General features: G+C 72.7%; 15 protein-coding genes. 8 read left to right on the forward strand and 7 right to left on the reverse strand.

The features are described from left to right. Nucleotides 1-51 precede the first annotated feature (51 nt). The 4 genes from DA075_RS16070 to DA075_RS16085 form a co-directional block, all read right to left on the reverse strand. Complete coding sequence (locus DA075_RS16070; protein WP_099954086.1) at nucleotides 52-1,113, reverse strand: SDR family oxidoreductase; 1,062 nt, start codon at nucleotides 1,111-1,113, stop codon at nucleotides 52-54. Nucleotides 1,114-1,503: 390 nt separating this feature from the next. Beyond that, complete coding sequence (locus tag DA075_RS16075; RefSeq protein WP_099954087.1) at nucleotides 1,504-4,338, reverse strand: ATP-binding protein; 2,835 nt, start codon at nucleotides 4,336-4,338, stop codon at nucleotides 1,504-1,506. A 166-nt stretch (nucleotides 4,339-4,504) separates the two neighbouring features. After that, a complete protein-coding gene (locus tag DA075_RS16080; RefSeq protein WP_048450618.1) occupies nucleotides 4,505-4,918 on the reverse strand; it encodes a DUF3830 family protein in 414 nt (137 codons plus the stop codon). 40 nt (nucleotides 4,919-4,958) lie between these two features. Beyond that, a complete protein-coding gene (locus tag DA075_RS16085) occupies nucleotides 4,959-6,275 on the reverse strand; it encodes an allantoate amidohydrolase (protein ID WP_099954088.1) in 1,317 nt (438 codons plus the stop codon). Between the two features lie 280 nt (nucleotides 6,276-6,555). On the opposite strand from DA075_RS16085, the gene DA075_RS16090 reads away from it, so the two are divergent. From DA075_RS16090 to DA075_RS16100, 3 genes are all read left to right on the forward strand, one after another. Continuing rightward, nucleotides 6,556-7,458 (forward strand): LysR family transcriptional regulator, encoded by a 903-nt coding sequence (locus DA075_RS16090; RefSeq protein ID WP_099954089.1) that lies wholly within the window; start codon nucleotides 6,556-6,558, stop codon nucleotides 7,456-7,458. Between the two features lie 111 nt (nucleotides 7,459-7,569). Further along, on the forward strand, nucleotides 7,570-8,685 hold the full coding sequence (locus tag DA075_RS16095; protein WP_099954090.1) for a D-alanine--D-alanine ligase family protein: 1,116 nt from the start codon (nucleotides 7,570-7,572) through the stop codon (nucleotides 8,683-8,685). Nucleotides 8,686-9,024: 339 nt separating this feature from the next. Continuing rightward, entirely contained in the window at nucleotides 9,025-10,521 is a 1,497-nt protein-coding gene (locus DA075_RS16100; RefSeq protein ID WP_099954091.1) for a PAS domain-containing protein, read from the forward strand. Nucleotides 10,522-10,729: 208 nt separating this feature from the next. Here DA075_RS16100 and mdoH read toward each other — a convergent pair whose 3' ends face one another. After that, complete coding sequence (mdoH, locus tag DA075_RS16105) at nucleotides 10,730-12,526, reverse strand: glucans biosynthesis glucosyltransferase MdoH (protein ID WP_099954092.1); 1,797 nt, start codon at nucleotides 12,524-12,526, stop codon at nucleotides 10,730-10,732. On the opposite strand from mdoH, the gene DA075_RS16110 reads away from it, so the two are divergent. The 4 genes from DA075_RS16110 to DA075_RS16125 are packed head-to-tail and all read left to right on the forward strand — an operon-like array spanning nucleotide 12,518 to nucleotide 15,825. Next, nucleotides 12,518-13,501, forward strand: a complete 984-nt coding sequence (locus DA075_RS16110; RefSeq protein WP_244936144.1) for a zinc-dependent alcohol dehydrogenase — start codon at nucleotides 12,518-12,520, stop codon at nucleotides 13,499-13,501. The two genes, mdoH and DA075_RS16110, sit on opposite strands and share 9 nt — an antisense overlap. Before the next feature lie 11 nt (nucleotides 13,502-13,512). Beyond that, entirely contained in the window at nucleotides 13,513-13,914 is a 402-nt protein-coding gene (locus tag DA075_RS16115; protein ID WP_099954093.1) for a 6-pyruvoyl trahydropterin synthase family protein, read from the forward strand. Further along, nucleotides 13,914-14,957 carry a glycosyltransferase family 4 protein gene (locus DA075_RS16120; RefSeq protein WP_099954094.1) on the forward strand — a complete coding sequence of 348 codons (1,044 nt, stop codon included), beginning with the start codon at nucleotides 13,914-13,916 and terminating at the stop codon, nucleotides 14,955-14,957. Before DA075_RS16115 ends, DA075_RS16120 begins: the two co-directional genes overlap by 1 nt. Before the next feature lie 7 nt (nucleotides 14,958-14,964). Next, complete coding sequence (locus DA075_RS16125; protein WP_099954095.1) at nucleotides 14,965-15,825, forward strand: SAM-dependent methyltransferase; 861 nt, start codon at nucleotides 14,965-14,967, stop codon at nucleotides 15,823-15,825. 560 nt (nucleotides 15,826-16,385) lie between these two features. On the opposite strand, the gene DA075_RS16130 is transcribed toward DA075_RS16125, so the two are convergent. Continuing rightward, nucleotides 16,386-17,816 (reverse strand): mannose-1-phosphate guanylyltransferase/mannose-6-phosphate isomerase, encoded by a 1,431-nt coding sequence (locus DA075_RS16130; RefSeq protein WP_099956626.1) that lies wholly within the window; start codon nucleotides 17,814-17,816, stop codon nucleotides 16,386-16,388. 732 nt (nucleotides 17,817-18,548) lie between these two features. Further along, a complete protein-coding gene (locus tag DA075_RS16135) occupies nucleotides 18,549-19,085 on the reverse strand; it encodes a cytochrome b (RefSeq protein WP_099954096.1) in 537 nt (178 codons plus the stop codon). A gap of 197 nt (nucleotides 19,086-19,282) precedes the next feature. Here DA075_RS16135 and ribA point away from each other — a divergent pair, with 197 nt between their 5' ends. After that, nucleotides 19,283-20,401: a GTP cyclohydrolase II RibA gene (gene ribA / locus DA075_RS16140; RefSeq protein ID WP_244936145.1), complete on the forward strand. Its 1,119-nt coding sequence runs from the start codon at nucleotides 19,283-19,285 to the stop codon at nucleotides 20,399-20,401. The last annotated feature ends 1 nt before the right edge of the window (nucleotide 20,402 follow it).

A 20,402-nucleotide genomic window follows, 5' to 3' on the forward strand; every position in this document is an offset into this window, starting at 1 on the left:
ATTCAACATATTCTGCTTGTGAGGGCCCGGCGCCGGGGCGCCGGACCCGCGTCACGGGATCAGCCGGTCGGCGCGCAGGCGCTCGAACAGGGCGAAGAAGGCGTCGTCGGTGGGCTGGTAGTCGAGGAAGCCGAGACGGCGGCTCTTGCTCATGTCGGTGACGACCTCGATCGGCCGGCCGAGATCGGCATCGGTGTGCCAGGGCGAGGCGAGGCGGTTCAGCTCCGGCTCGGCGAGGCCGTGCTTCGCCGCGATCTCGGCCCAGAGGGGTGCGTCGCCGGCCATCTGCTGCTCCAGCGGCTGGACGGTGCCGTCGAAGGGCGCGGGCTCGAGCCCGAACCAGGCGGCGAGGCGGCCCCACATCCAGCTCCAGCGGAAGACGTCGCCGTTCACCACGTTGAAGTCCTGGTTCGCCGCCTGGGGCGCGGTCGAGGCCCAGAGCAGGTGGCGGGCGAGCAGCCGCGCGTCGGTCATGTCGGTGAGCCCGTTCCACTGCATGGGCGAGCCCGGGAAGCGGAACGGCCGGCCGGTCTCGCGGCAGAGCGTGGCGTAGACCGCGAGCGTGGTGCCCATGTTCATCGCGTTGCCGACCGCCTTGCCGATGATGGTGTGCGGACGGTGGACGCTCCAGGAGAAGCGATCGCGCTTCGCTGCCGCGAAGACCTCGTCTTCTTGAGCGTAGTAGAAATTCTCGACCGGCAGCCGGCCCTGCTCCTCGCGGAACGGGGTCTGGGGCACCGCCCCCTTTCCGTAGGCCTCGAACGGCCCGAGATAGTGCTTCAGCCCCGTCACCAGGGCGACGTGGCGCACGCTGCCGGCCGGTTGCAGCGCGTCGAGGAGGTTGCGCACCATCGCGCCGTTGACCCGGATCATCTCGGCCTCGGTCGGCCGGCGCATCCAGGTCGCGAGCACCACCCGGGTCGGCCGGTGCGGGGCCAGCGCCGCCGTCAGGCTGTCGGGATCCTGCAGGTCGGCGGCGACCGGCACGACGCCGTCCTGCGCCGGCGGAGTGCGGGCGAGCCCCAGCACCGTCCAGCCGGCCTCCCGCATCACCCCCGCTGCGGCGCTGCCGACGATCCCGCTCGCGCCGACGATCAGCACGGTTTCCGTCATGTCCGGTTTCCCTCGTTAGGTCCTGTCCGACGGGACAACGCCGGGGGGCGCGTGGGTTCCCCCCGGGGAGGTGCGGCCGTGCGGCGACGTCCCGGCCGTGGCCGGCCGCAGGCTCGCTCCTGTTCGGGAGATGGGGAGGGCCCGATCGAAAACGATTGAGCGTTCAGCCGCCTCAGAGACCGGCATGGCGGGTCCGGCGACAAGAGTGTCCCCGACGGCGAACGCGCCCGGCGGCGCGGCTTGTCCCCACGGCAACCCGCCGCCAGGATCGCGGATTCGGCCAGCCTCCGCGCCGAATCCCACCCGCGCCCTCGTCCTGCGGCGACCTGCGATCTCCGGTCGCCGCAGGATGAGGGCGAGACGGGAGGTGACCGATCCTTGTGATGCCCCTCAGGCCGCCCGCAACGTCTCGATCTGCTCCAACGCCGCCGCCCGTGCCGCCTCGATCCGCTGTTGCAGCTCCGGCAGGTCGGCGCCGGCGAGGCAGGCCTGCTCGATCTCGCGGCAGAGGTCGGACAGGCCGGTGAAGCCCAGAAGGCCGGCGGCGGAGATCATCGCGTGGGCGTCCTGGGCGAGGCCGGTGCGGTCGCCGCTGCGGGCGCGGAAGCGCTGCTCCAGCTCGGCGGCGAGCATCCCGAGCAGGCCGTCGATCCGCTCCGGGCCCATCAGGCTGCGGGCCGCCGCGAAGGCCTCGACATCGATCAGCGCCGGGAGCGGCGCGGGGCCGCCGCCATCGGCGCGGTGGCGGGCGATCGCCGCGGCGAGCTCGGCGCGCTTGAACGGCTTGCCGACATGGCCGTCCATCCCGGCGGCCCGGAAGGTCTCGAGCTGAGCCGGCAGCACGTTGGCAGTCATCGCGACGATCGGGACGGTGCCGGTCGGAGCCGGCAGGCCGCGGATCGTCCGGGTGGCGGTGATCCCGTCCATCCCGGGCATCTGCACGTCCATCAGCACGAGGTCGTAGGTTGTCGCCCGCACCGCCTCGATCGCCATCGCCCCGTCGCCGGCGACGTCGACGCTGTGGCCCTCGGCTTCGAGCACCGCCCGGGCGAGGTCCTGGTTGATCGGCACGTCCTCGACCAGCAGCAGGCGGGCCGGGCGCACCGGGGCGGGACGGCCCTCCGCGGCCTCCGCCGCCGGCGCCGCGCAGGCCGTGAGCGGCACCCGGAACCAGAAGGTCGAGCCGGCGCCCGGCCGGCTCTCGACCCCGATCGTGCCGCCCATCAGGTCGACGAGGCCCTTGCAGATGGCGAGCCCCAGCCCGCTGCCGCCGTATTGCCGGCGGATCGAGCCGTCGACCTGGCTGAAGCGCTGGAACAGGCGGCCGTGCTGCTCGGGGGCGATGCCGATGCCGGTGTCAGACACCGAGAAGCGCAGGGTCCCGCCCTCGGCCGCGACCCGCACCGCCACCCGGCCGGCGGGGGTGAACTTGACCGCGTTGTTGAGGAGGTTGAGCAGGATCTGGCGCAGGCGGTCGGGATCGCCCCGGACCCAGTCCGGCACCGCGGGATCGAGGGCGACGTCGAGGGCGAGGCCCTTGGGCTCGGACAGGCCGCGCACGATCGAGGCGGCGTTGTCGATGAGGGCGGCGGGGGCGAACGGCACCTCGGCCAGGGCGATGCCGCCGGCCTCGATGCGCGAGAAGTCGAGGATGTCGTCGACGACGGTCAGCAGCGCCCCGCCCGCGGCGGCGATCCGGTCGACGTAGCGCCGGTGCCGGCCCGGCAGGGTGCGGTCGGCGAGGAGCAGGTCGGCATAGCCGATGACGCCGTTCAACGGCGTGCGGATCTCGTGGCTCATCGAGGCCAGGAAGTCGGTCTTGGCCTGGCTCGCCCGCTCGGCGGTGATCCGCGCCTCCTCCAGGGCACGGGCGTGGCGCTGGCGCTCGCCGACATCCCGGAAGGTCGCGATGATGGCGGGCTCGCCGGGGGCGGCGCCCGGGATGCGCCGGAACGCCCCCTCGACCCAGACCCAGCCCCCGGCGCGGTGGCGGGCGCGGCAGACCACGCTGACCTGCGTCTCGCCGGCGGCGAGGCGGCGGGCCTGGGTCACCAGGAGGGCGAGGTCCTCGCGGTGGACGCAGTCGCGCAGGCGCATCGCCACCGCCTCCTCCGCCGTGTAGCCGAGGAGGCGCCGCACCGCCGGCGAGACGTAGCTGCGCCGGCCGTCGTCGTGGGCGAGCACGATCAGCTCGCTGGTATTCTCGGCGAGCAGCCGGTAGCGCGCCTCGCCGGCCGAGAGCATGCCGGCGGCGCGCCGGGCCTCCGCCTCGAGGTCGCGGTGGCGCATCAGGGCCCGGGTCAGCCCGAAGCCGAGGCCGACCAGCACGGCGCTGATCCCGAGCACCACCGCGGCGTCCTGCCGGACGCCCTCGCGCCAGGCGGCCAGGGTCTCGTCCTTCGAGACGCCGGTGGTGACGAGGAGCGGCGCGCCGGCGACGCGCTGGAAGCTGCCGTAGCGCGGCACGCCGTCGATCGGCGAGGCGCTGCCCTCGAAGGTGCCGCCGAGCGCCCCCGCGGCGGCCCGCATCAGGGAGCCGCCGGCGACGCTGCGGCCGACCTTGTCCGGTACGTAGGGGTGGCGCACCAGGATCACGCCGTCGCTGCGCAGGAGCCCGATGGCGCCGTTGGGCCCGAGATCGAGCCGGCCGTAGAGCCGCTGCAGCTCGGTGAGCGACAGGTCGGCCACCGCCACGAGCGGCGTCTCGCCCGGGCGCGGCACCACCAGGCGGGCCACGCTGACGAACCAGGAATCGGCCGGCCCGACCCGGGTCGGCGCGCCGACCGCGAGCTCGGACTGGCCGACCGACAGGGCGGCGCGGATGAGCGCAGCGTCGCTCGGCCGGCCCTCGCTGCCCGCCCCGCCCTGCCCGAACAGCACGCCGGAGGTGCTGCCGTCGAGCACCCGCACGGCCATCACCGCGGGGATATGGGCCATCAGGCCGGAGAGGAGCTGGCGGGTATAGTTCTGGCTCGCCCCGAAGGTATGCGCGTCGACCCGGGCGGCGGCGGCGCTGAGCAGCATGTCGACGGAGGAGACGAGGCGGTTCGCTTCCTGGCCCAGGGCCTGCACCACCGCCTCGGCGGTGCTCTGCGCGTCGCGGATCGTGCGCTCGTAGTCGCGCGTGTCGGTCCAGACCGTGACCGTGGCGAGGCCGAGGCAGGTCGTCAGCACGCCCGCCCAGACGCCGCCGACGAGACTGCGGTAGGACCGTTTCAGGTTCATCTCACAAGCGCCCCGCGCCCCGCGCCCCGTCCGGGAGCTGCGAACGACCTCACCCGGGCCGGCCGCCCCGTCAGGGGTACGGGGCGGGACGCCCCGCCGCAAGAGGATCTTGTCAGAGCCCGGGAGGATCTCGTCAGAGCCAGTGCGGCGGAGCCGTCACCGAGGCTTACATCGCCTCGAAACGGATCGGCTGGGCGCCCTTGAGCAGCGTCATCCGGCCGAGATCGTAGACGTGCTCGATGCCGGTGGTGATGGTCAGGAAGTGGTTGCCGGCGAGCTGGCCGACCTTGCTGGCGAAATGCACGCCGCCATAGGCGAGCAGGATCTCGGTCTCGCTGATGCCGCCCGGATAGAGGATCATCTGGCCCGGGGCCGGGTAGCTGGTGTGGTTCTCGTAGCCGACGCCGAAATCGAGATCGCCGAGGGGCATCCACACCCCCTCGCCGCTCCAGCGCACGTGGATCACCTCGCTCACGAAGGGCAGGGCCTTGAGGAAGGCCGCGCAGGTCTGGGGCGCCTTCTCGAGCTCGAGCCGGCCGACGAGGTCGAACGGGCCGGCCTTGATCTTCAGTTCCTTCACGGTGGGTCTCCTGGTTGGTGCCGGGAAGCGGACCCGGGCCCTAAAGCGAGAGCCGGGCCAAGGATTCGGGGCGCAAGGATTCGGGGCGCAGATGGCGCAGCACGTCGACGAGCAGGCGCGTCGCCACGTCGACATCGGCCGCGGTGACGGATTCGGCCGGGGAATGGCTGAGCCCGCCGGCGCAGCGCACGAAGATCATGCCGATCGGGCACAGGCCGGCCAGCGCCAGGCCGTCATGGCCGGCCCCGCTCGCCAGGGACAGGGGGCGCAACCCGAGGCGCGAGATGCCGTCGGCGACGGCGTCCATCAGCCCGGGCGCGCAAGCCACGGCGGGCTCGTCGTAGCTGCCTTGAGCGCTCACCCTCACGCCGCGGCGCTCGGCGATGGCGTCGAAGGCGGCGTGCAGGTGCGCGAGGGCCGCGTGGCGCACGGCATCGCTCGGGCTGCGCAGGTCGAGGCTGAACCGGGTCAGCGCCGGGATGACGTTGACGGCGCCCCGCGGCACCTCGATCTGGCCCACCGTGGCGACGAGGTCCGGGTTTGCCTTGGCCTCGGCCTCGATCGCCAGCACCATCTCGGCCGCCGCCGCCAGGGCGTCGTGGCGCAGGCCCATCGGCACCGTGCCGGCATGGCCCGCCCGGCCCTCGACCGTGACGACGAGGCGGCTCGCCCCGGCGATGGCGGTGACGATGCCGACCGGCAGCTCCGCCTCCTCCAGGACCGGCCCCTGCTCGATATGGACCTCGAGGTAGCCGAGCACCGCGGCCGGATCGCGGGCGAGCCCGCTCACGCCGTCGGGGTCGCAGCCGAAGTCGCGCAGGGCCTGCGCCAGGCTCACCCCGTCGCGGTCGCAGCATGCGAGGGCGTCGGGCCGGACGAGCCCGGCCAGCGCCCGCGAGCCCGTCAGGGTGACGGGGAAGCGCACCCCCTCCTCGTCGCCGAAGGCCAGCACCTCGACCGCGAAGGGCAGGCGCTCCCCGGCCTCGTGCAGCACCTTGACGGCGGCGATCGCCGTCACGACCCCGAGATTGCCGTCGTAGCGGCCGGCATGGCGCACGGTGTCGATATGCGAGCCGAGGAGCAGGGTCGGGGCGGACGGAGTCGCGGCCTCGTAGCGGCCGACCACCGTCGCGGCAGCGTCGAGCCGGGTCGACATGCCGGCCTCCTCCATCCAGGCCGCCACCTGCCGGGCGGCCCCCGCATGGGCGGGGGTGAGATAGAGGCGGGTGAGCCCGTCCGCATCGGCGCTGAAGCGCGCGAGGTCGTCGAGGCGCGCCATCACGGCAGTGCCGAGGGACATTTGGCCGAGGGACGTTTGGCCGAGGGACGGGTCGATGGGCGGCCGGTCGTGCTGCATGGCGGTCGGGTCCGATCGATGCCCAATGGGTTCGGTGGCCCTGGGATCTGGTAGGCTTAGAGTTCGGTGGCCTTGGGGTATGGCCGAGGCGGAGGGCTGTCCAGCCGCCCCTTGGTCGACCTGGAGAGATCGACTTGGAAAGGTCGGCTTGGAAGGTCGAGCCGCGCCGGTCGCGGCCGGGACCACGGGCTCATCCTTGCGGCCGGCGCCGCTGGACGTCCAATATTCCGTTGCGTATGGTCCAGTCGTCTTTCGTCTGGATCCGGCCCGGCCAACCGTCGTGGAATTGCGGCACCTGCGCTACTTCGTGGCGGTGGCGGACTCCCTGAGCTTCACCGCGGCGGCGGAGCGCCTGGGCGTCTCGCAGCCGCCGCTGAGCCAGCAGATCCGCGACCTCGAGGCGGAGCTGGGCACCGCCCTCCTCTGGCGCACCAGCCGCAGCGTCGCTCTCACCCCCGCCGGCACCGCCTTCCTCGTCCGGGCGCGGCGCATCCTGGCGGAGGTGGAAGAGGCCTCCGGCGAGGCCCGGGCGGTCGGGGCCGGGCGCACCGGCACCCTCGATCTCGGGCTCACCGGCTCGATCCTGGCCGGGCCCCTCGGGCGGCTCATCCGGTGCTTCGGCGAGCGCTACCCCGACGTGCTGGTGCGCCTGCACGAGATGCCGCCGGGCGAGCAGCCGGCGGCGTTGCACGCCCACCGCACCGATCTCTGCTTCCTGCGCCGGCCGCCCGACGATCCCACCTTGCGGGTGGTGCGGGCCTGGCCCGAGGCGGTCGGCGTCGCCCTGCCGGCGGGCCACCCTCTGGCGGACCGCGCCGCGATCGCCTTGGGCGATCTCTCCGGCGAGCCCTTCGTCTCGCTGCGCCTGCGGGATTCGCGCTTCGCCACCTACCTGCGGGAGGCCTGCCTCGCGGCCGGCTTCGCGCCGCGGATCATGCAGCAGGTAGTCGAATCGGCCTCGCTCGTGAACCTCGTGGCGGCGGGCCTCGGCGTCGCCCTGGTGCCGGACTCGATCGGCGCCCTGAAGCGGCCGGACATCGCCTACCGCCCCCTCGCCGGACCGGCCCCGGTCGCCGATGTCTGCGCCCTCTACCGGGCGCCGGCCGGCGCCGTGACGGAGAATTTTCTGGGCCTGCTGCGCGACGAACTCGGCGGCCCCTCAGGGGGCTCGGCCGCCCCGTAGGGTTTCTGAAATCTTCATCCGGCGATAATCAGGGCCGCCGCGCGGGCTTCGCGCGGCATGGGGTTTTGGGTTCCTGGGGTTTTCGGATTCCAGGTGATCGAGGGTTCGCGCATGACCGAGAAGACCCGCGTCGCCGTCCTGTATGGCGGCAGATCCGGCGAGCACGAGGTCTCGCTGCGTTCCGCCGCCTCGGTGATCCGCCATCTCGACCGCGACCGATTCGAGGTGATCCCGGTCAGCATCGACAAGGCCGGGCGCTGGCAGCGCCACGACCTGCGCCGGATCACCCAGACCGGGGACGAGAGCCTGGCGATCCCGCCGGAGAGCCCCGAAATCCGCCTGGCGCAAGGGAGCGGCGGGCGCGCCGCCGTGGTCGCGCTCGACGGCGAGCCGGCACGCGCCGAGATCGACGTGGTGTTCCCGGTCCTGCACGGGCCGCTCTGCGAGGACGGGACCCTGCAGGGCCTGCTGGAGCTGACCGAGACCGCCTATGTCGGCTCGGGCGTGATGGCCTCGGCGGTCGGCATGGACAAGGACGTCACCAAGCGGCTCGCCGGCCTCGCCGGCATCCCGATCGCGCCCTACCGCGCCTTCACCCGCCGCGCCTACGAGCGCGGCGCGGTCTCCCTCGACGACATCGCGGCCTCCCTGACGCTCCCGGTCTTCGTCAAGCCCTGCAACATGGGCTCCAGCGTCGGCATCCATAAGGTCAAGGCCTGGGCCGACCTGCCCGCCGCCCTCGCCGACGCCTTCCGGTACGACGTCAAGGTGCTGGTCGAGCAGGGCATCGACGCCCGCGAGGTCGAGGTGGCGGTGCTCGACGGCGATCCGCCCTTCGTCAGCGTCGCGAGCGAGCTGAACCCGCAGCCGCACCACGATTTCTACTCCTACGCCGCCAAGTACCTCGACCCCGAGGGCGCCAGCGTCGACCTGCCGGCCAATATCGCGCCCGAGCAGATGGAGCGGGTGCGCGCGCTCGCGCTCCAGGCCTTCGAGGCGCTCGAATGCAGCGGGATGGCCCGCGTCGACTTCTTCCTCGACCGGAGAAGCGGCGACTTCTACCTCAACGAGGTCAACACCCTGCCGGGCTTCACGTCGATCAGCATGTACCCGCAGATGATGGAGGCCTCCGGAATCCCCTATCCGGAGCTGCTGACCCGTCTGGTCGACCTGGCGCTGGAGCGGCACCGGACGCGGCGGGGGCTGAAGCGGGACTTCGCGGGGTGAGGGGTGTCGGTCCGTGAGCGGGAGAGGGGCCGCCTCTCCCGGCCCGCGGACTGCGACGGATGGGATCGGAGCCTGACCGGCGCAACCCTGCGAGGGGCTGCTTGCGACGCCACTCGGACATCGGCGACGGGTGGGCGGGTCATCGAAGCGTGGCGGACCGTGACGGGGCATGGCGTTCGGTCGCCATTGGTCGGCCAATCTGCGTTCCGTGGCTTCCACTGGTCGTGGTTCCGAATGGGTGGCCAGGGGCTATGTCTCGGGTCTCCCGTGCTCTTCATGGCCAGGCTCCTGCGCCCTATCTATGAGGCTCGAGGGGCAAGGCGTGCGGGAAGTATCGAGGTGCCGGACTATCGGGAAGAGGCCCGCATCGTTCGCGAGTTGACGCGGGCGGATTCCGGGCCAGACCCTTTTTCTTCGGCCGTTCGCGCCACACGCATGCCGATGTTGATTACCGACCCGCGCCGAGACGACAACCCGATCGTCTTCGCGAACGCGGCCTTCGCTCGGCTGACGGGCTACGATCGTGACACCGTTCTCGGGCGGAACTGTCGGTTCCTGCAGGGACCTGAGACCGACCGCGCCGACGTGGCGCGCTTGCGGGCCGCGATCGAGAGCAGGACGCCGATCGAACTCGACCTCCTGAACTATAAGAAGGACGGCTCGACGTTCTGGAACCGCCTCCTCGTCTCGCCCGTGTTCGGGGAAGACGGTCAGCTCACCTACTTCTTCGCGTCCCAGTTCGATGTCACGCTGGAGCGCGAACGCTTGGCACGACTCCAGCGTGACCGGGACGGATTGGAGGCGGAGGTCGCGCAGCGCAATATCGAGTTGCAGGCGAGCGAGGAGCGCCTGCGCTTTGCTCTGGAGGCGGGGCAGCTCGGCAGCTGGAGCATCGACCTCGACACCGGGCATCTGACGGCATCCGACAGCTGCAAGGTCATCTGCGGACGCCAGCCCGGCGACCCGCTCAGCCTCGAAGACCTGCGCGCCTCCATCCACCCGGACGATCGTGCGGTCCAGCAGGACGCGATCGAGCAGGCGATCGCGAACCGCTCGCTCCTCGACGCCGAGTACCGCCTGACAACGCCTGCCGGTCAGGAGCGATGGGTCCAGATTCGAGGGAAAGCACACTACCGTGCGGACGGAACGCCGATCCTCATCACGGGAACGTCGCAGGACATTACGGAACGGCGGGTGGTCCAGAGCCATCGCGCGCTGGTGACCCACGAACTCCATCACCGCATGAAGAATACGCTGACCTCGCTGCAAGCCGTCGTCTCGCAGACCATGCGGCACGCGACCTCGCTGCAGGACGCCGCCGCGACGCTCACGGCGCGCATCCAGGCTATGTCGGCCGCCAACGCCCTTTTGGTCGCCGAGGATTTCGGCAGCGCCTCCATGCGCGACCTCATCATGCGTTCGCTCGCTCCTTTCGGCGTCGAGGACGCCGACCGCTTTCATCTTTCGGGTCCGGACCTGCACCTACCTCCACAGGTTGTCGTCGCCTACGCCCTGGCGCTTCATGAGCTAGCGACCAACTCGACCAAGTACGGCGCGCTGTCTGTCGCCACAGGCGTCGTCACCGTGGATTGGAGCATCAAGGGCGAGGAGGAGCATCCGCTCCTCCATCTGCTCTGGCGGGAGCGGGGAGGCCCCCCGGTTGTCGCCCCGCGCCAGACGGGCTTTGGGACGCAACTCATCAAGCGCGTTCTGGCCACGGAGATCGGTGGGCGGGCCGACATCGACTACCGCTCCGATGGCGTCGACTTCACCGCCGTCGCCCCGCTGGCGAAGGCCAACCCGGATGTCCGCCGTCAGACCGAACAGGGTCGCTGAGCATCATTCGCCGAAGCGGTCACCGGTTCGGCGACGACGATGATGCAAGAACAAGAGCCCGAGCAGGGTCGCACCATGCATTTCTGCTGGGCCGACGACCGGTTCCCACCCTCAGGCCATGCTTCTCATACCGTCGCGCTGGTCGGTCCGGTAGGCCGGTCGCGAGGTGGCGCAGAGATGTCTCGGCCACCCCGTCACCGAGTTCACATCACCCCGACACCAACCCATCCCTCTCCTCGCCCAGCCGCGCGATCTCCCAAGGCGGCGCGATCTCCTCCCGCGTCGCGCAGAGCCCTACCCGGACCATGGCGCGGCCCGTCCCAGGCGCCGCCGTGAGGACGCAGAACGGCACCGCCAGCAGGCTGCCGAGGGTGAGCGGCAGGCTCCAGGCGAGGAGCACCGGCGAGACGAGGGCGAGCGCCCCGCACACGACGATGCCGAACAGCGTGACGCCGCCCAAGGCGCGGAACGCCTCGCCCCAGCGCACGCCCCTTGCGTCCCGGTCTTGCGCCGTCCACAGCCCCGCCCGACCGAGCGCGAGCCCGATCATCACGGCCGTGAGCCGCACCGACGCGGCGCCGAGCAGCAGGAACGAGGCGGCGATCTCCGCCATCATCCCGGCGAGGAAGCGGACGCCCCCGCCATGGGCCGCCCGCGCTCGCCCGTGCGCCAGCACGGCGGCATAGCCGGCGAGCTTCGGGGCAAGCGACAGGAGGAGCCAGACGAGGTAGAGTTCCGCGGCCCCGGCGGCCGGGCCAGCGTGCGTCGCGGCGCGCCAGGTCAGGAGCAGGAGGACGAGCGTCAGGGCGGGCGGGTTGAGGAACATCATCACCGCCCAGGCGAGCTGGAACCGGCTCATCGGCTCGAGGCCCGGCAGGGCGGGCAGGCGCAGGTATTGCAGGTTGCCGCGGCACCAGCGGGCGTCGCGGGTGAGGTGGTCGAGCAGCGTCGGCGGATTGTCCTCGAAGCTCCCCTCCTCGATCGGCAGCACCCGGACCTCGTAGCCGGCCCGGCGCATCAGCACCGCCTCGACCTGGTCGTGCGACAGCACCGCCCCGCCGCCGCGCAACGGCGGCAGCCGGCAATGGGCCGAGAAGGGGGCGATGCGCACCAGCGCGTTGTGGCCCCAGAACGGGCCGCATTCCGCCCCCCACCAGGCGGCGCCGAGCGTGTAGGGCAGCATGCCGTGGCGCATGCCGAACTGGAACAGCCGGGCGAAGGCGCTCGACGCCGGCGCGCCGATCGCCAGGCTCTGCAGGATGCCGAGGCGCGGATGCGCCTGCATGATCCGCACGAGGCGCAGGATCGCCGGTCCGGTCATCAGGCTGTCGGCGTCGAGGGGCAGCATCAGGTCGGCGTCGCTGCGGGCGCAGAAGTCCTGCAGGTTGCCGGCCTTGTAGCCGGCATTGTCGCGGCGCCGGCGGTAGTGGATCCGGGCCGCTCCCGTCCCGGGCAGACCGGCGCGCCAGGCCGCGACCCACGCCTCCTCGGCCCCGATGATGCCCGGATCGTCGCTGTCGCTCAGCACGTGGTACTGGAAGGCGCTGCCGTGGCCGGTGCGCTCCAGGCTCTCGCGCACCAGGGCGAGGCGCGACAGGGCCCGGCCCGGGTCCTCGTTGCGCAGGGTCATTACCACGGCGGTCGTGAGATGGAGCGGAGCCTCCCCCTCGCCCGCCGCCGCGTGGGGCGCGGCCGCCAGCACGCCCGTGCGGCCGGCCCGCAGGAGCAGGAAGCCGATCGCGGCGTTCCAGAAGCCCAACACCGTCCAGGGCAGGGTGGCGAGGCCGCAGGCGAGGAGCGCCAGGTCGAGCCCGTCGAACCCGTCCTGCGCCAGCACCGCCCAGAGGCCCGCCGCGAGGCCCAAGACGGTGGCGAGGCAGAGCCCGAGCACCAGCCAGCGCCGGCGACGCAGGGTGATGCAGGCTTGCAGGCCCGTCGGCGTCGTGAGAGGAGCGCGGGAGGCCCCTTCCGCGAGGGTGACCACCGAGGAGTCGGTTTGCGGCATCGTCAGGCATCCGGGAGCGGCACCGCGGAGATCGTGCGGGCGCTCTGGTATAGCGCAGCCGGTCAAGCGGAGCTGCGGCAAGAGCGCCTGTCCCCACCGGGTCCGGACGGGGTGCGGGCGCGCACCCTGTGGACGGCTCTGAGCCGGGGCACCGAGCGGCTGGTCTTCGAGGGCCGCGTGCCCGCTTCGGTGGCCGGGCGGATGCGGGCGCCGGCGCAAAGCGGCGAGTTCCCGTTCCCGGTCAAGTACGGCTACTGCGCGGTGGCCGAGACGGAGGACGGCGAGCGCGTCTTCGCGCTCCAGCCGCACCAGGAAGCGTTCGTCGCGCCCCGGGCGGCGCTCTGCCCCCTGCCGGAGGGCCTGCCGCCGCGTCGCGCCGTGCTCGCCGCCAACATGGAGACGGCGCTGAACGCCCTGTGGGATTCCGGCGCCGGGCCGGGGGACCGGATCGCGGTGGTCGGCGGCGGGGTGGTCGGGCTCCTCGTCGCCCATCTCTGCGCCGGCCTTCCGGGAGCGGATGTCTGCCTGATCGACCGCGATCCCGCCCGGGCCGGGACGGCGCGGGCCCTCGGTCTCGCCTTCGCGCTGCCGGAGGCGGTGGCGCCCGAGGCCGACATCGTCTTCCATGCCAGCGCCAGCGAGGCCGGGCTGGCGCTCGCCCTGTCGCTCGCCGGGGAGGAGGCTGGAATCGTCGAGCTGAGCTGGTACGGCGAGACAGCCGTCGCCGCGCCGCTCGGCCTCGCCTTCCACGCCAAGCGCCTGCGCCTCGTCGCCAGCCAGGTCGGGGCGGTGGCGGCCTCGCGCCGCCCGCGATGGAGCCACCGGCGCCGCCTCCTCAAGGCGCTCGACCTGCTGCGCGACGACCGCCTCGACGCCCTCCTCACCGAGGAGGTCGCCTTCGACGACCTGCCCGCCGCTCTGCCGCGCCTCCTTGGCCCCGGCGCGCCGGGCCTGTGCACCGTGATCCGCTATTGAGGAAGCCGCCCATGTACGCCGTCGAGGTCCGCGACCACGTGATGATCGCCCACAGCTTCCGGGGGGAGCTGTTCGGGCCTGCGCAGGGGCTGCACGGGGCGACCTTCGTGGTCGACGTGGCGTTCTTCCGCGAGAGCCTGACCCCGGACGGGGTGGTGGTCGATATCGGCCGGGCGAGCGAGGCGCTGAAGGCGATCCTGGCGCCGCTCAACTACCGCAACCTCGACGACCTGCCGGAATTCTCAGGGGAGAACACCACCACCGAGTTCCTGTGCGGCCACATCCACCGGGCGATGGCCGCCGCCACGCGGGCCGGCGCTCTCGGCCCCGGGGGCGAGGGGGTGAGCCGGCTGCGCGTGACCCTGCACGAATCCCATCTGGCGCGGGCCTGGTTCGAGGCGCCGCTCGCCTGATGCGCCTCGTCCTCGCCGTTCCGGGCGACCTGTCGGCGCCGACCGGCGGCTACGCCTATGCCCGCCAGCTCCTGGCGCACCTGCCGGCGCAGGGGGTGGCGGTGACGCATCTCGCCCTGCCGGGCGGGTTCCCGGACCCGACCCCCGACGACCTCGCCCGCACCGCCGCGCTCCTGGGGGAGGGGCCGGCCGACGCCGCGCTCCTCGTCGACGGGCTCGCCTACGGGGCGCTGCCGCCCGAGGTGATCCGCGCCGCCGGGCGCCCGGTGGCGGCGCTCGTGCACCATCCCCTCGGCTACGAGACCGGCCTGCCGCCGGAGCGGGCAGCGGCGCTGGTCGCCGGCGAGCGCACGGCGCTGGCACTGGCCTCCCGCGTCGTCGCGACGAGCCGCTACACCGCGCGGCTGCTGGCGGCCGAATTCGGCGTGCCGTCCGGGCGGATCGCGGTCGCCGAGCCGGGCACGGCGCCCGCCGCACGGGTGGCGCCGCGGCCGGGCCCGCAGGTCCGGCTCCTCTCGGTGGGGACCGTCTCTCCGCGCAAGGGCTACGACGTCCTGGTGCGGGCGCTCGCGACGCTGACCGACCTCGACTGGTCGCTGACGATCGCCGGCAGCCTCGACCGGGCGCCGGACTGCGCCGCTGCCTTGCGCGACCAGATCGCCGCGTCGCATCTTCGGAACCGCATCACGCTGGCCGGCACGGTGACGCCGGAGGCGCTCGACCGGCTCTCTGCCGAGGCCGACCTCGCGGTCTCGGCCTCGCTGTTCGAGGGCTACGGCATGGCGCTGGCGGAAGCCCTGGCAAGGGGGCTCCCCCTCGTCGCCACCTCAGGCGGCGCTGCCGCCGAGACGGCGCCGGCGGGCGCCGGCCTCACGGTGCCGCCCGGCGACGCGGCCGCCCTCGCCGCCGCCTTGCGCGCGCTGATCGCCGATCCGGCCCGCCGGGCCGAGGCTGCCGCCGCGTCCTGGGCCGCCGGGCGGCGCCTGCCGGGCTGGCCCGACACCGCCGCGGCCATCGCCGCCTTCCTGAGAACTTCCGCCTGAGGACAGCATGAGCGGCTTCAGCCCCGACTGGCTCGCCCTGCGCGAGCCCGCCGACCACGCCGCCCGCGACGCGGGCCTCGTCTCCGCCCTGGCACGGGCGCTGCCGGAGCCGGTGCGGGCGGTCGATCTCGGCTGCGGCACCGGCTCGAACCTGCGGGCGCTGGCGCCCCATCTGGGTCCCCGGCAGGACTGGGTGCTGGTCGATCACGATCCCGCCCTGCTCTCTGCCGCGCGGCTGCGCCTCGCCGCCTGGGCCGAGGGGACGGAGGCGGCCGGGGACGGCCTGATCCTGCATCGCGGCGGGGCGCGGATCGCCGTGCGGTTCCGCGCCCTCGATCTCGCGGCCGATCCGGAGGCGGCTCTCGTGGGGCGGCCGGACCTCGTCACCGCGGCGGCCCTGTTCGACCTCGCCTCGGAACGCTGGATCGCCGCCGTCGCGGAGGCGGTCGCAGGGGCCGGCGCCGTCTTCTACACCGCCCTGACCTATGACGGCCAGGAGCGCTGGGCGCCGCCGCACCCGGCCGATGCCGCGATCCACGCCGCCTTCCTGGCCCATCAGGCCGGCGACAAGGGGTTCGGGCCCGCGGCCGGCCCGGGCGCGACCGCGGCGCTGGAGACCGCCTTCCGGAGCCACGGCTACGCGGTCGAGACCGCCGCGAGCCCCTGGCGGCTCGGATCGGACGCGGCAGCGCTGCGGCACCCGCTCGCCGAGGGCACGGCGCGGGCGGCGCAGGAGACCGGGCGCGTCGGGGCAGCGGAGGCGGCGGCCTGGATGACCGCACGGCTGGCGCCGGGCACCGAGGCGGTGATCGGGCATCGCGATCTCCTGGCGCTGCCGGCCCGGGGCGTGGCGTCATCCGGACGGTGACGGCCGGGATGCACTCGACCCGGTCGGCCGGCGTTTCGGCGATCAGGCCGTCGTCGCCGTGCCGTGTGCCAGGGCCCGCGAGGACCTTGCCCCCGCGAGGACCTTGCCCTTGATGCCGGCCCCGCTGACGAGGGGGCGCCGATGACGCGGCAAGTGTCGAACACCGTGTCCACCGTCTCGACGTCGCCGCGCACGACCACCTCGTCAGACGCCAGCTGGTTGACGTCCTGGCCCGGATTGCTTCCGTCGATGGTGGTGATCGCGGCGCGCAGCTCGCGCAGGACATGCAGATCCGCGTCGTTCACGATCGACTTGGCCTGCGAGGCGCATCCTTGCGCCGCCGCGATGCGGTCACGAGCCACAGGGTAGCGCGCCTGGGAGACGAGATCGAGATATTTGCCGCGCTTCTCGAACGCCTCTTCGATCGCTTGATCCCGAAAACTTCGCCTCTTTCGATGCGAGTTCAGGTTTTTCCGCCGCTCGAATTAACCGCATCGAACGGCGAATTGATAACCGCCTACATCAGGACTTTTGCTTGGCGGCACTGTACATATTGTGATTTAACGACCGTAGACATCCTCGATGCGGATGATGTCATCCTCGCCGGTATAGCTGCCGACCTGGATCTCGATCAGCTCGAGCGGAATCTTGCCCGGATTGGCCAGCCGGTGCACGCAGCCGATCGGCAGGTAGGCGGCCTCGTTCTCGTGCACGAGGCGCACCGCACCATCCACGGTGACCTCGGCGGTCCCGCGCACCACCACCCAATGCTCGGCCCGGTGATGATGCTTCTGCAGCGACAGCCGTCCGCCCGGCTTCACGGTGATCCGCTTCACCTGGAAGCGTCCTCCGATATCGATGCGCTGGTAGGAACCCCAGGGCCGGTACATCAGCCGGTGGGCATCCGCCTCCGGATCGCCCCGCCGCCGCAGGGTCTCGACCAGGCCCTTCACCTCCGCGCCCGCGCTCCGGCTCGTCACCAGCACCGCGTCGTCGGTTGCCACCACCACCACATCGTCGAGGCCGACCACCGTGGTCAGGATCTCGCCGGAGGAGTGCACCAGGCTGTTGCGGGTGTCGCGCACAGCGGTCCGGCCGCGCAGCGCGTTGCCATCGGCATCCCTCGGTGAAACCTCCCACAGCGCTCCCCAGGTGCCGATATCCGACCACGGGAAGTCCACCGGCAGCACGCCGGCGCGGCGGGTCCGCTCCATGACGGCGTAGTCGATCGAGATCTGCGGCGCGCGCCCGAACGCCTCCTCGCCCAGGCGCACGAAGTCGAGGTCGCAGGCGGCCGTCGCGAGGGCCTCGCGGGCGGCCTCCAGCACCGCCGGCGCGTGGGCCTCGAGTTCGTCCAGCATCACGTCGGCGCGGAACAGGAAATAGCCGCCGTTCCACAAGGCGCCGTCGGCGATCAGGCCGGCGGCGCGGGCGGCGTCCGGCTTCTCCAGGAAGCGCGCGACCGTGTGGGCGCCGGTCTCGCCGGGCAAGGGCGCGCCGGGCTGGATGTAGCCGTAGGCGGTGGACGGGCCTGTCGGCGTGATGCCCAGCGTCATGATGTGCCCGGCCATCGCCCCGGCCCGGGCGGCGCGCGCGGCACGCACGAAGGCGGCGTCGTCCCCGACCGCGTGGTCGGCGGGCAGGATCAGCACCAGGGCCTGGGGATCGCGGGCGGCGGCGTGGAGCGCCGCGACGGCGACGGCTGGGGCGGAATCGCGCCGGCAGGGCTCGAGCAGGATGTCGGCCTGGACCCCGGCCTGGGCGAGCTGCTCGGCGACGAGGAAGCGGGCGTCGTTGGCGGAGATGACCGCCGGCCGGGCGAACGAGGCGCCGTCGGTGAGCCGCGCGGCGGTGGCCTGGAACGACGACCGGCCGGGCTCCGCCAGCGGCAGGAACTGCTTGGGGAAGCTCTCGCGGGAGGCCGGCCACAACCGCGTCCCCGATCCGCCGCACAGGATCACCGGGTGGATCAGGCAGTCCTTCTCAAACATCATAACTGCGCTTCTCTTTCAAATCTGCGCGAATTGACCGCGCTGATGTTGCATCGCCTCGTTTCAGCCACAGACGATTCGATGATCGTCGATTCATGGCTTTGCCCAACTGAACCCTGGTTCCCAGCTTCGGCACACAGGCGAAGCATGTACACCGGCGGATGCCTTGACGCCAGTGATCGGCCGCTCTCGGGCGCTGTGTGGGCGCGGCGACTGATCAACGTTGAGGGGCCCGTTGCTCGTTCGGAGCCCGATCTAGACATGCCGATCGACGCGCGGCAGCGGCCGGCCGCGCGCCGCGACCAAGGCCGCTGCGGATCACCACGGCACGGCCACGGACGGCTCGGCAGACGCGACCCTTGAGCCCGCGATTGATCTCTGCACGGCGACCATCAGCACGGCAACAATATCGATATGGCCGAATTCGGAAATGACGCGTGCGCGAGCGTGGCGCGGCACTCATGCTCGACGTTCCAAGCATCGCCTGAGCTTCGATCCCGGGTCGATTTACGGACGCTGACGGGAGCGCCGGGCGCGTCAGCGTCGGTCGAGGCGGGCGACGGGTCGAAGCGACGGAGAGCGGTGCCCGGGCGCCGCTTCGGGTCCGCGAGCGCGCCGTGCCCTCCGCGTCAAACCGGGATCCGGGTCGTCGGACCCCGCTCCGGCCGGATGCCGGCGCTCGGATCCGTGCCGGGCGCGGGAGGGCGCGTGAGGAGACGGGCGCCCTCCCGCTCATCCCCGCCCCGGCCACATCCGCCGCAAGGTCCCGTCCCGCCGCACCAGATGATGGTGCAGGGCCGCACCCGCGTGCAGCGCCACCAGCGCCACCAGCGTGAAGGCCGCGACCTGGTGCACCCTGAGGATCGCCTCGCCCACCGGCATGCCGCCGGAGACCGGCAGGGTGAGGGGCAGGGTGAAGTACAGCATCACCGGCGCGCAGCAGGCCGAGGTGCCGGCCCAGCCGAGCAGCGGCACCAGCACGATCAGGACGTAGAGCGCGAGGTGCGAGGCGTGGGCCGCCCGCCGCTGCCAGGCGGGCAGGCCAGCCACCAGGGGCGGGGCGCCGCGGGCGGCGCGCACCAGGATCCGCGCCAGCGCCAGCGCCAGCACGGTGAGCCCGAACGACTTGTGCCACTCGTAGAGCGCGTTCTTCAGAGGCCCGTCTGGCAGGTTGGCCATGGCGAGCGCGATCGGCACCAGGGCGACGATCAGGGCGGCGACGGCCCAGTGCAGCACCTTCTGGGACGGGGCGTAACTGCGCGGGGTCATGCGGCCTCACTCCCGGGGCGTATGGTCGATCTGGACAATCGCGAAAGGTTGATGGAGGGATCCGCGGCGAAGCGGGGCCGCAGGCACCACATGCCGTTCGTTGTCGAACCGTGGCGCCTTCCCCTCGCCGGTTCTCCCTCATGGTCCGCCGCGACGGCGACGGGCCGCCTCTCTCAGGGTCGATGATGTCGGTCACGATGCAGAGCAGCAGCAGTGTAGACCCGGCCGCGGGCCGGGACCAGATCGACGTCGAGCGGGCCCTGGCGGAGATCCGCGCCGGCCGCCCGGTGGCCCTGAGCGGCCGCGATCCCGTGCTCGCCCTGTCGGCGGAGGCGCTCGAGGCCGACACTGTCGCCGCCTTCGCGGCGCTAGGGACGGGACAAGCGGCAGGGCAAGGCGCCCGCCTGGTCCTGCCGGCGCCGCGCCTGCGCCGCCTCGGCCTGACCGATCGGACCGAAGCCGGCGCGGTCGCCCTGCCGGAGATCGACCCCGCCCGGATCGAGGCCCTGGCCCTGCGCCTCGACGGGCGGATCGACGCTCCCGTGGCGCCGGCCTCCGCCGGCGATACCGCGGCGCTCGCCCTGATGGCGCTGGCCCAGGTGCTGCCGGCCGTCCTGGTGGTGCCGGGCGAGGACGTGCCGCCCGGCACCCTCGCGGTCGCGGCGGAGGCGGTCGCCCGCTATCCGGGCCGGCAGGCCGCTGCCTTGCGGCCGGTCAGCCGGGCGCCGGTGCCGCTGGCAAGCGCGCCGGACAGCGAGTTCGTGGTCTTCCGCGGCGGCGAGGGCCTGCGCGATCAGGTGGCGGTGGTGATCGGAAAGCCGGACCTGTCGGAGCCGGTGGCGGTCCGGCTGCACTCGGCCTGCCTCACCGGCGACCTGTTCGGCTCGCTCAAATGCGATTGCGGCGACCAGCTGCGGGGCACCGCCGGCTGGATGGCGCAGCATGGCGGCGGCATCGTGCTCTACCTCGACCAGGAGGGCCGCGGGAACGGGCTCGCCAACAAGATCCGCGCCTACGACCTGCAGGCTCGCGGGCTCGACACCTACGAGGCCGACGAGGCCCTCGGCTTCGGCCTCGACCAGCGCCGGTTCGACTTCGCGGCCGCGATGCTGAAGGCCCTCGGCGTGAGCAGGGTCCGGCTCCTGAGCAACAATCCCGAGAAGGCCGCGAGTCTGGAGGCCGCCGGGCTCACCGTGGTCGAGACCCAGCGGGCGCTCGGCCGGATCACGCCGGAGAACATCCGCTACCTGACGGCCAAGCGCGACCGGGCCGGCCACGCCCTCGACCTCGACGCCTTCGCCTGCCTCGACGCGTGAT

It is taken from the genome of Methylobacterium currus, assembly GCF_003058325.1.
Taxonomy (GTDB): Bacteria; Pseudomonadota; Alphaproteobacteria; order Rhizobiales; family Beijerinckiaceae; genus Methylobacterium; species Methylobacterium currus.

Bases quoted from the DNA above. Each gene is read 5' to 3' on its own strand.
- ribA (WP_244936145.1), top strand. From the start codon at position 19,283: ATGCAGAGCAGCAGCAGTGTAGACCCGGCCGCGGGCCGGGACCAGATC.
- DA075_RS16075 (WP_099954087.1), bottom strand. From the start codon at position 4,338: ATGAACCTGAAACGGTCCTACCGCAGTCTCGTCGGCGGCGTCTGGGCG.
- DA075_RS16130 (WP_099956626.1), bottom strand. From the start codon at position 17,816: ATGTTTGAGAAGGACTGCCTGATCCACCCGGTGATCCTGTGCGGCGGA.
- DA075_RS16095 (WP_099954090.1), top strand. From the start codon at position 7,570: ATGACCGAGAAGACCCGCGTCGCCGTCCTGTATGGCGGCAGATCCGGC.
- DA075_RS16125 (WP_099954095.1), top strand. From the start codon at position 14,965: ATGAGCGGCTTCAGCCCCGACTGGCTCGCCCTGCGCGAGCCCGCCGAC.
- DA075_RS16135 (WP_099954096.1), bottom strand. From the start codon at position 19,085: ATGACCCCGCGCAGTTACGCCCCGTCCCAGAAGGTGCTGCACTGGGCC.
- DA075_RS16070 (WP_099954086.1), bottom strand. From the start codon at position 1,113: ATGACGGAAACCGTGCTGATCGTCGGCGCGAGCGGGATCGTCGGCAGC.
- mdoH (WP_099954092.1), bottom strand. From the start codon at position 12,526: ATGCCGCAAACCGACTCCTCGGTGGTCACCCTCGCGGAAGGGGCCTCC.
- DA075_RS16115 (WP_099954093.1), top strand. From the start codon at position 13,513: ATGTACGCCGTCGAGGTCCGCGACCACGTGATGATCGCCCACAGCTTC.
- DA075_RS16120 (WP_099954094.1), top strand. From the start codon at position 13,914: ATGCGCCTCGTCCTCGCCGTTCCGGGCGACCTGTCGGCGCCGACCGGC.
- DA075_RS16085 (WP_099954088.1), bottom strand. From the start codon at position 6,275: ATGCAGCACGACCGGCCGCCCATCGACCCGTCCCTCGGCCAAACGTCC.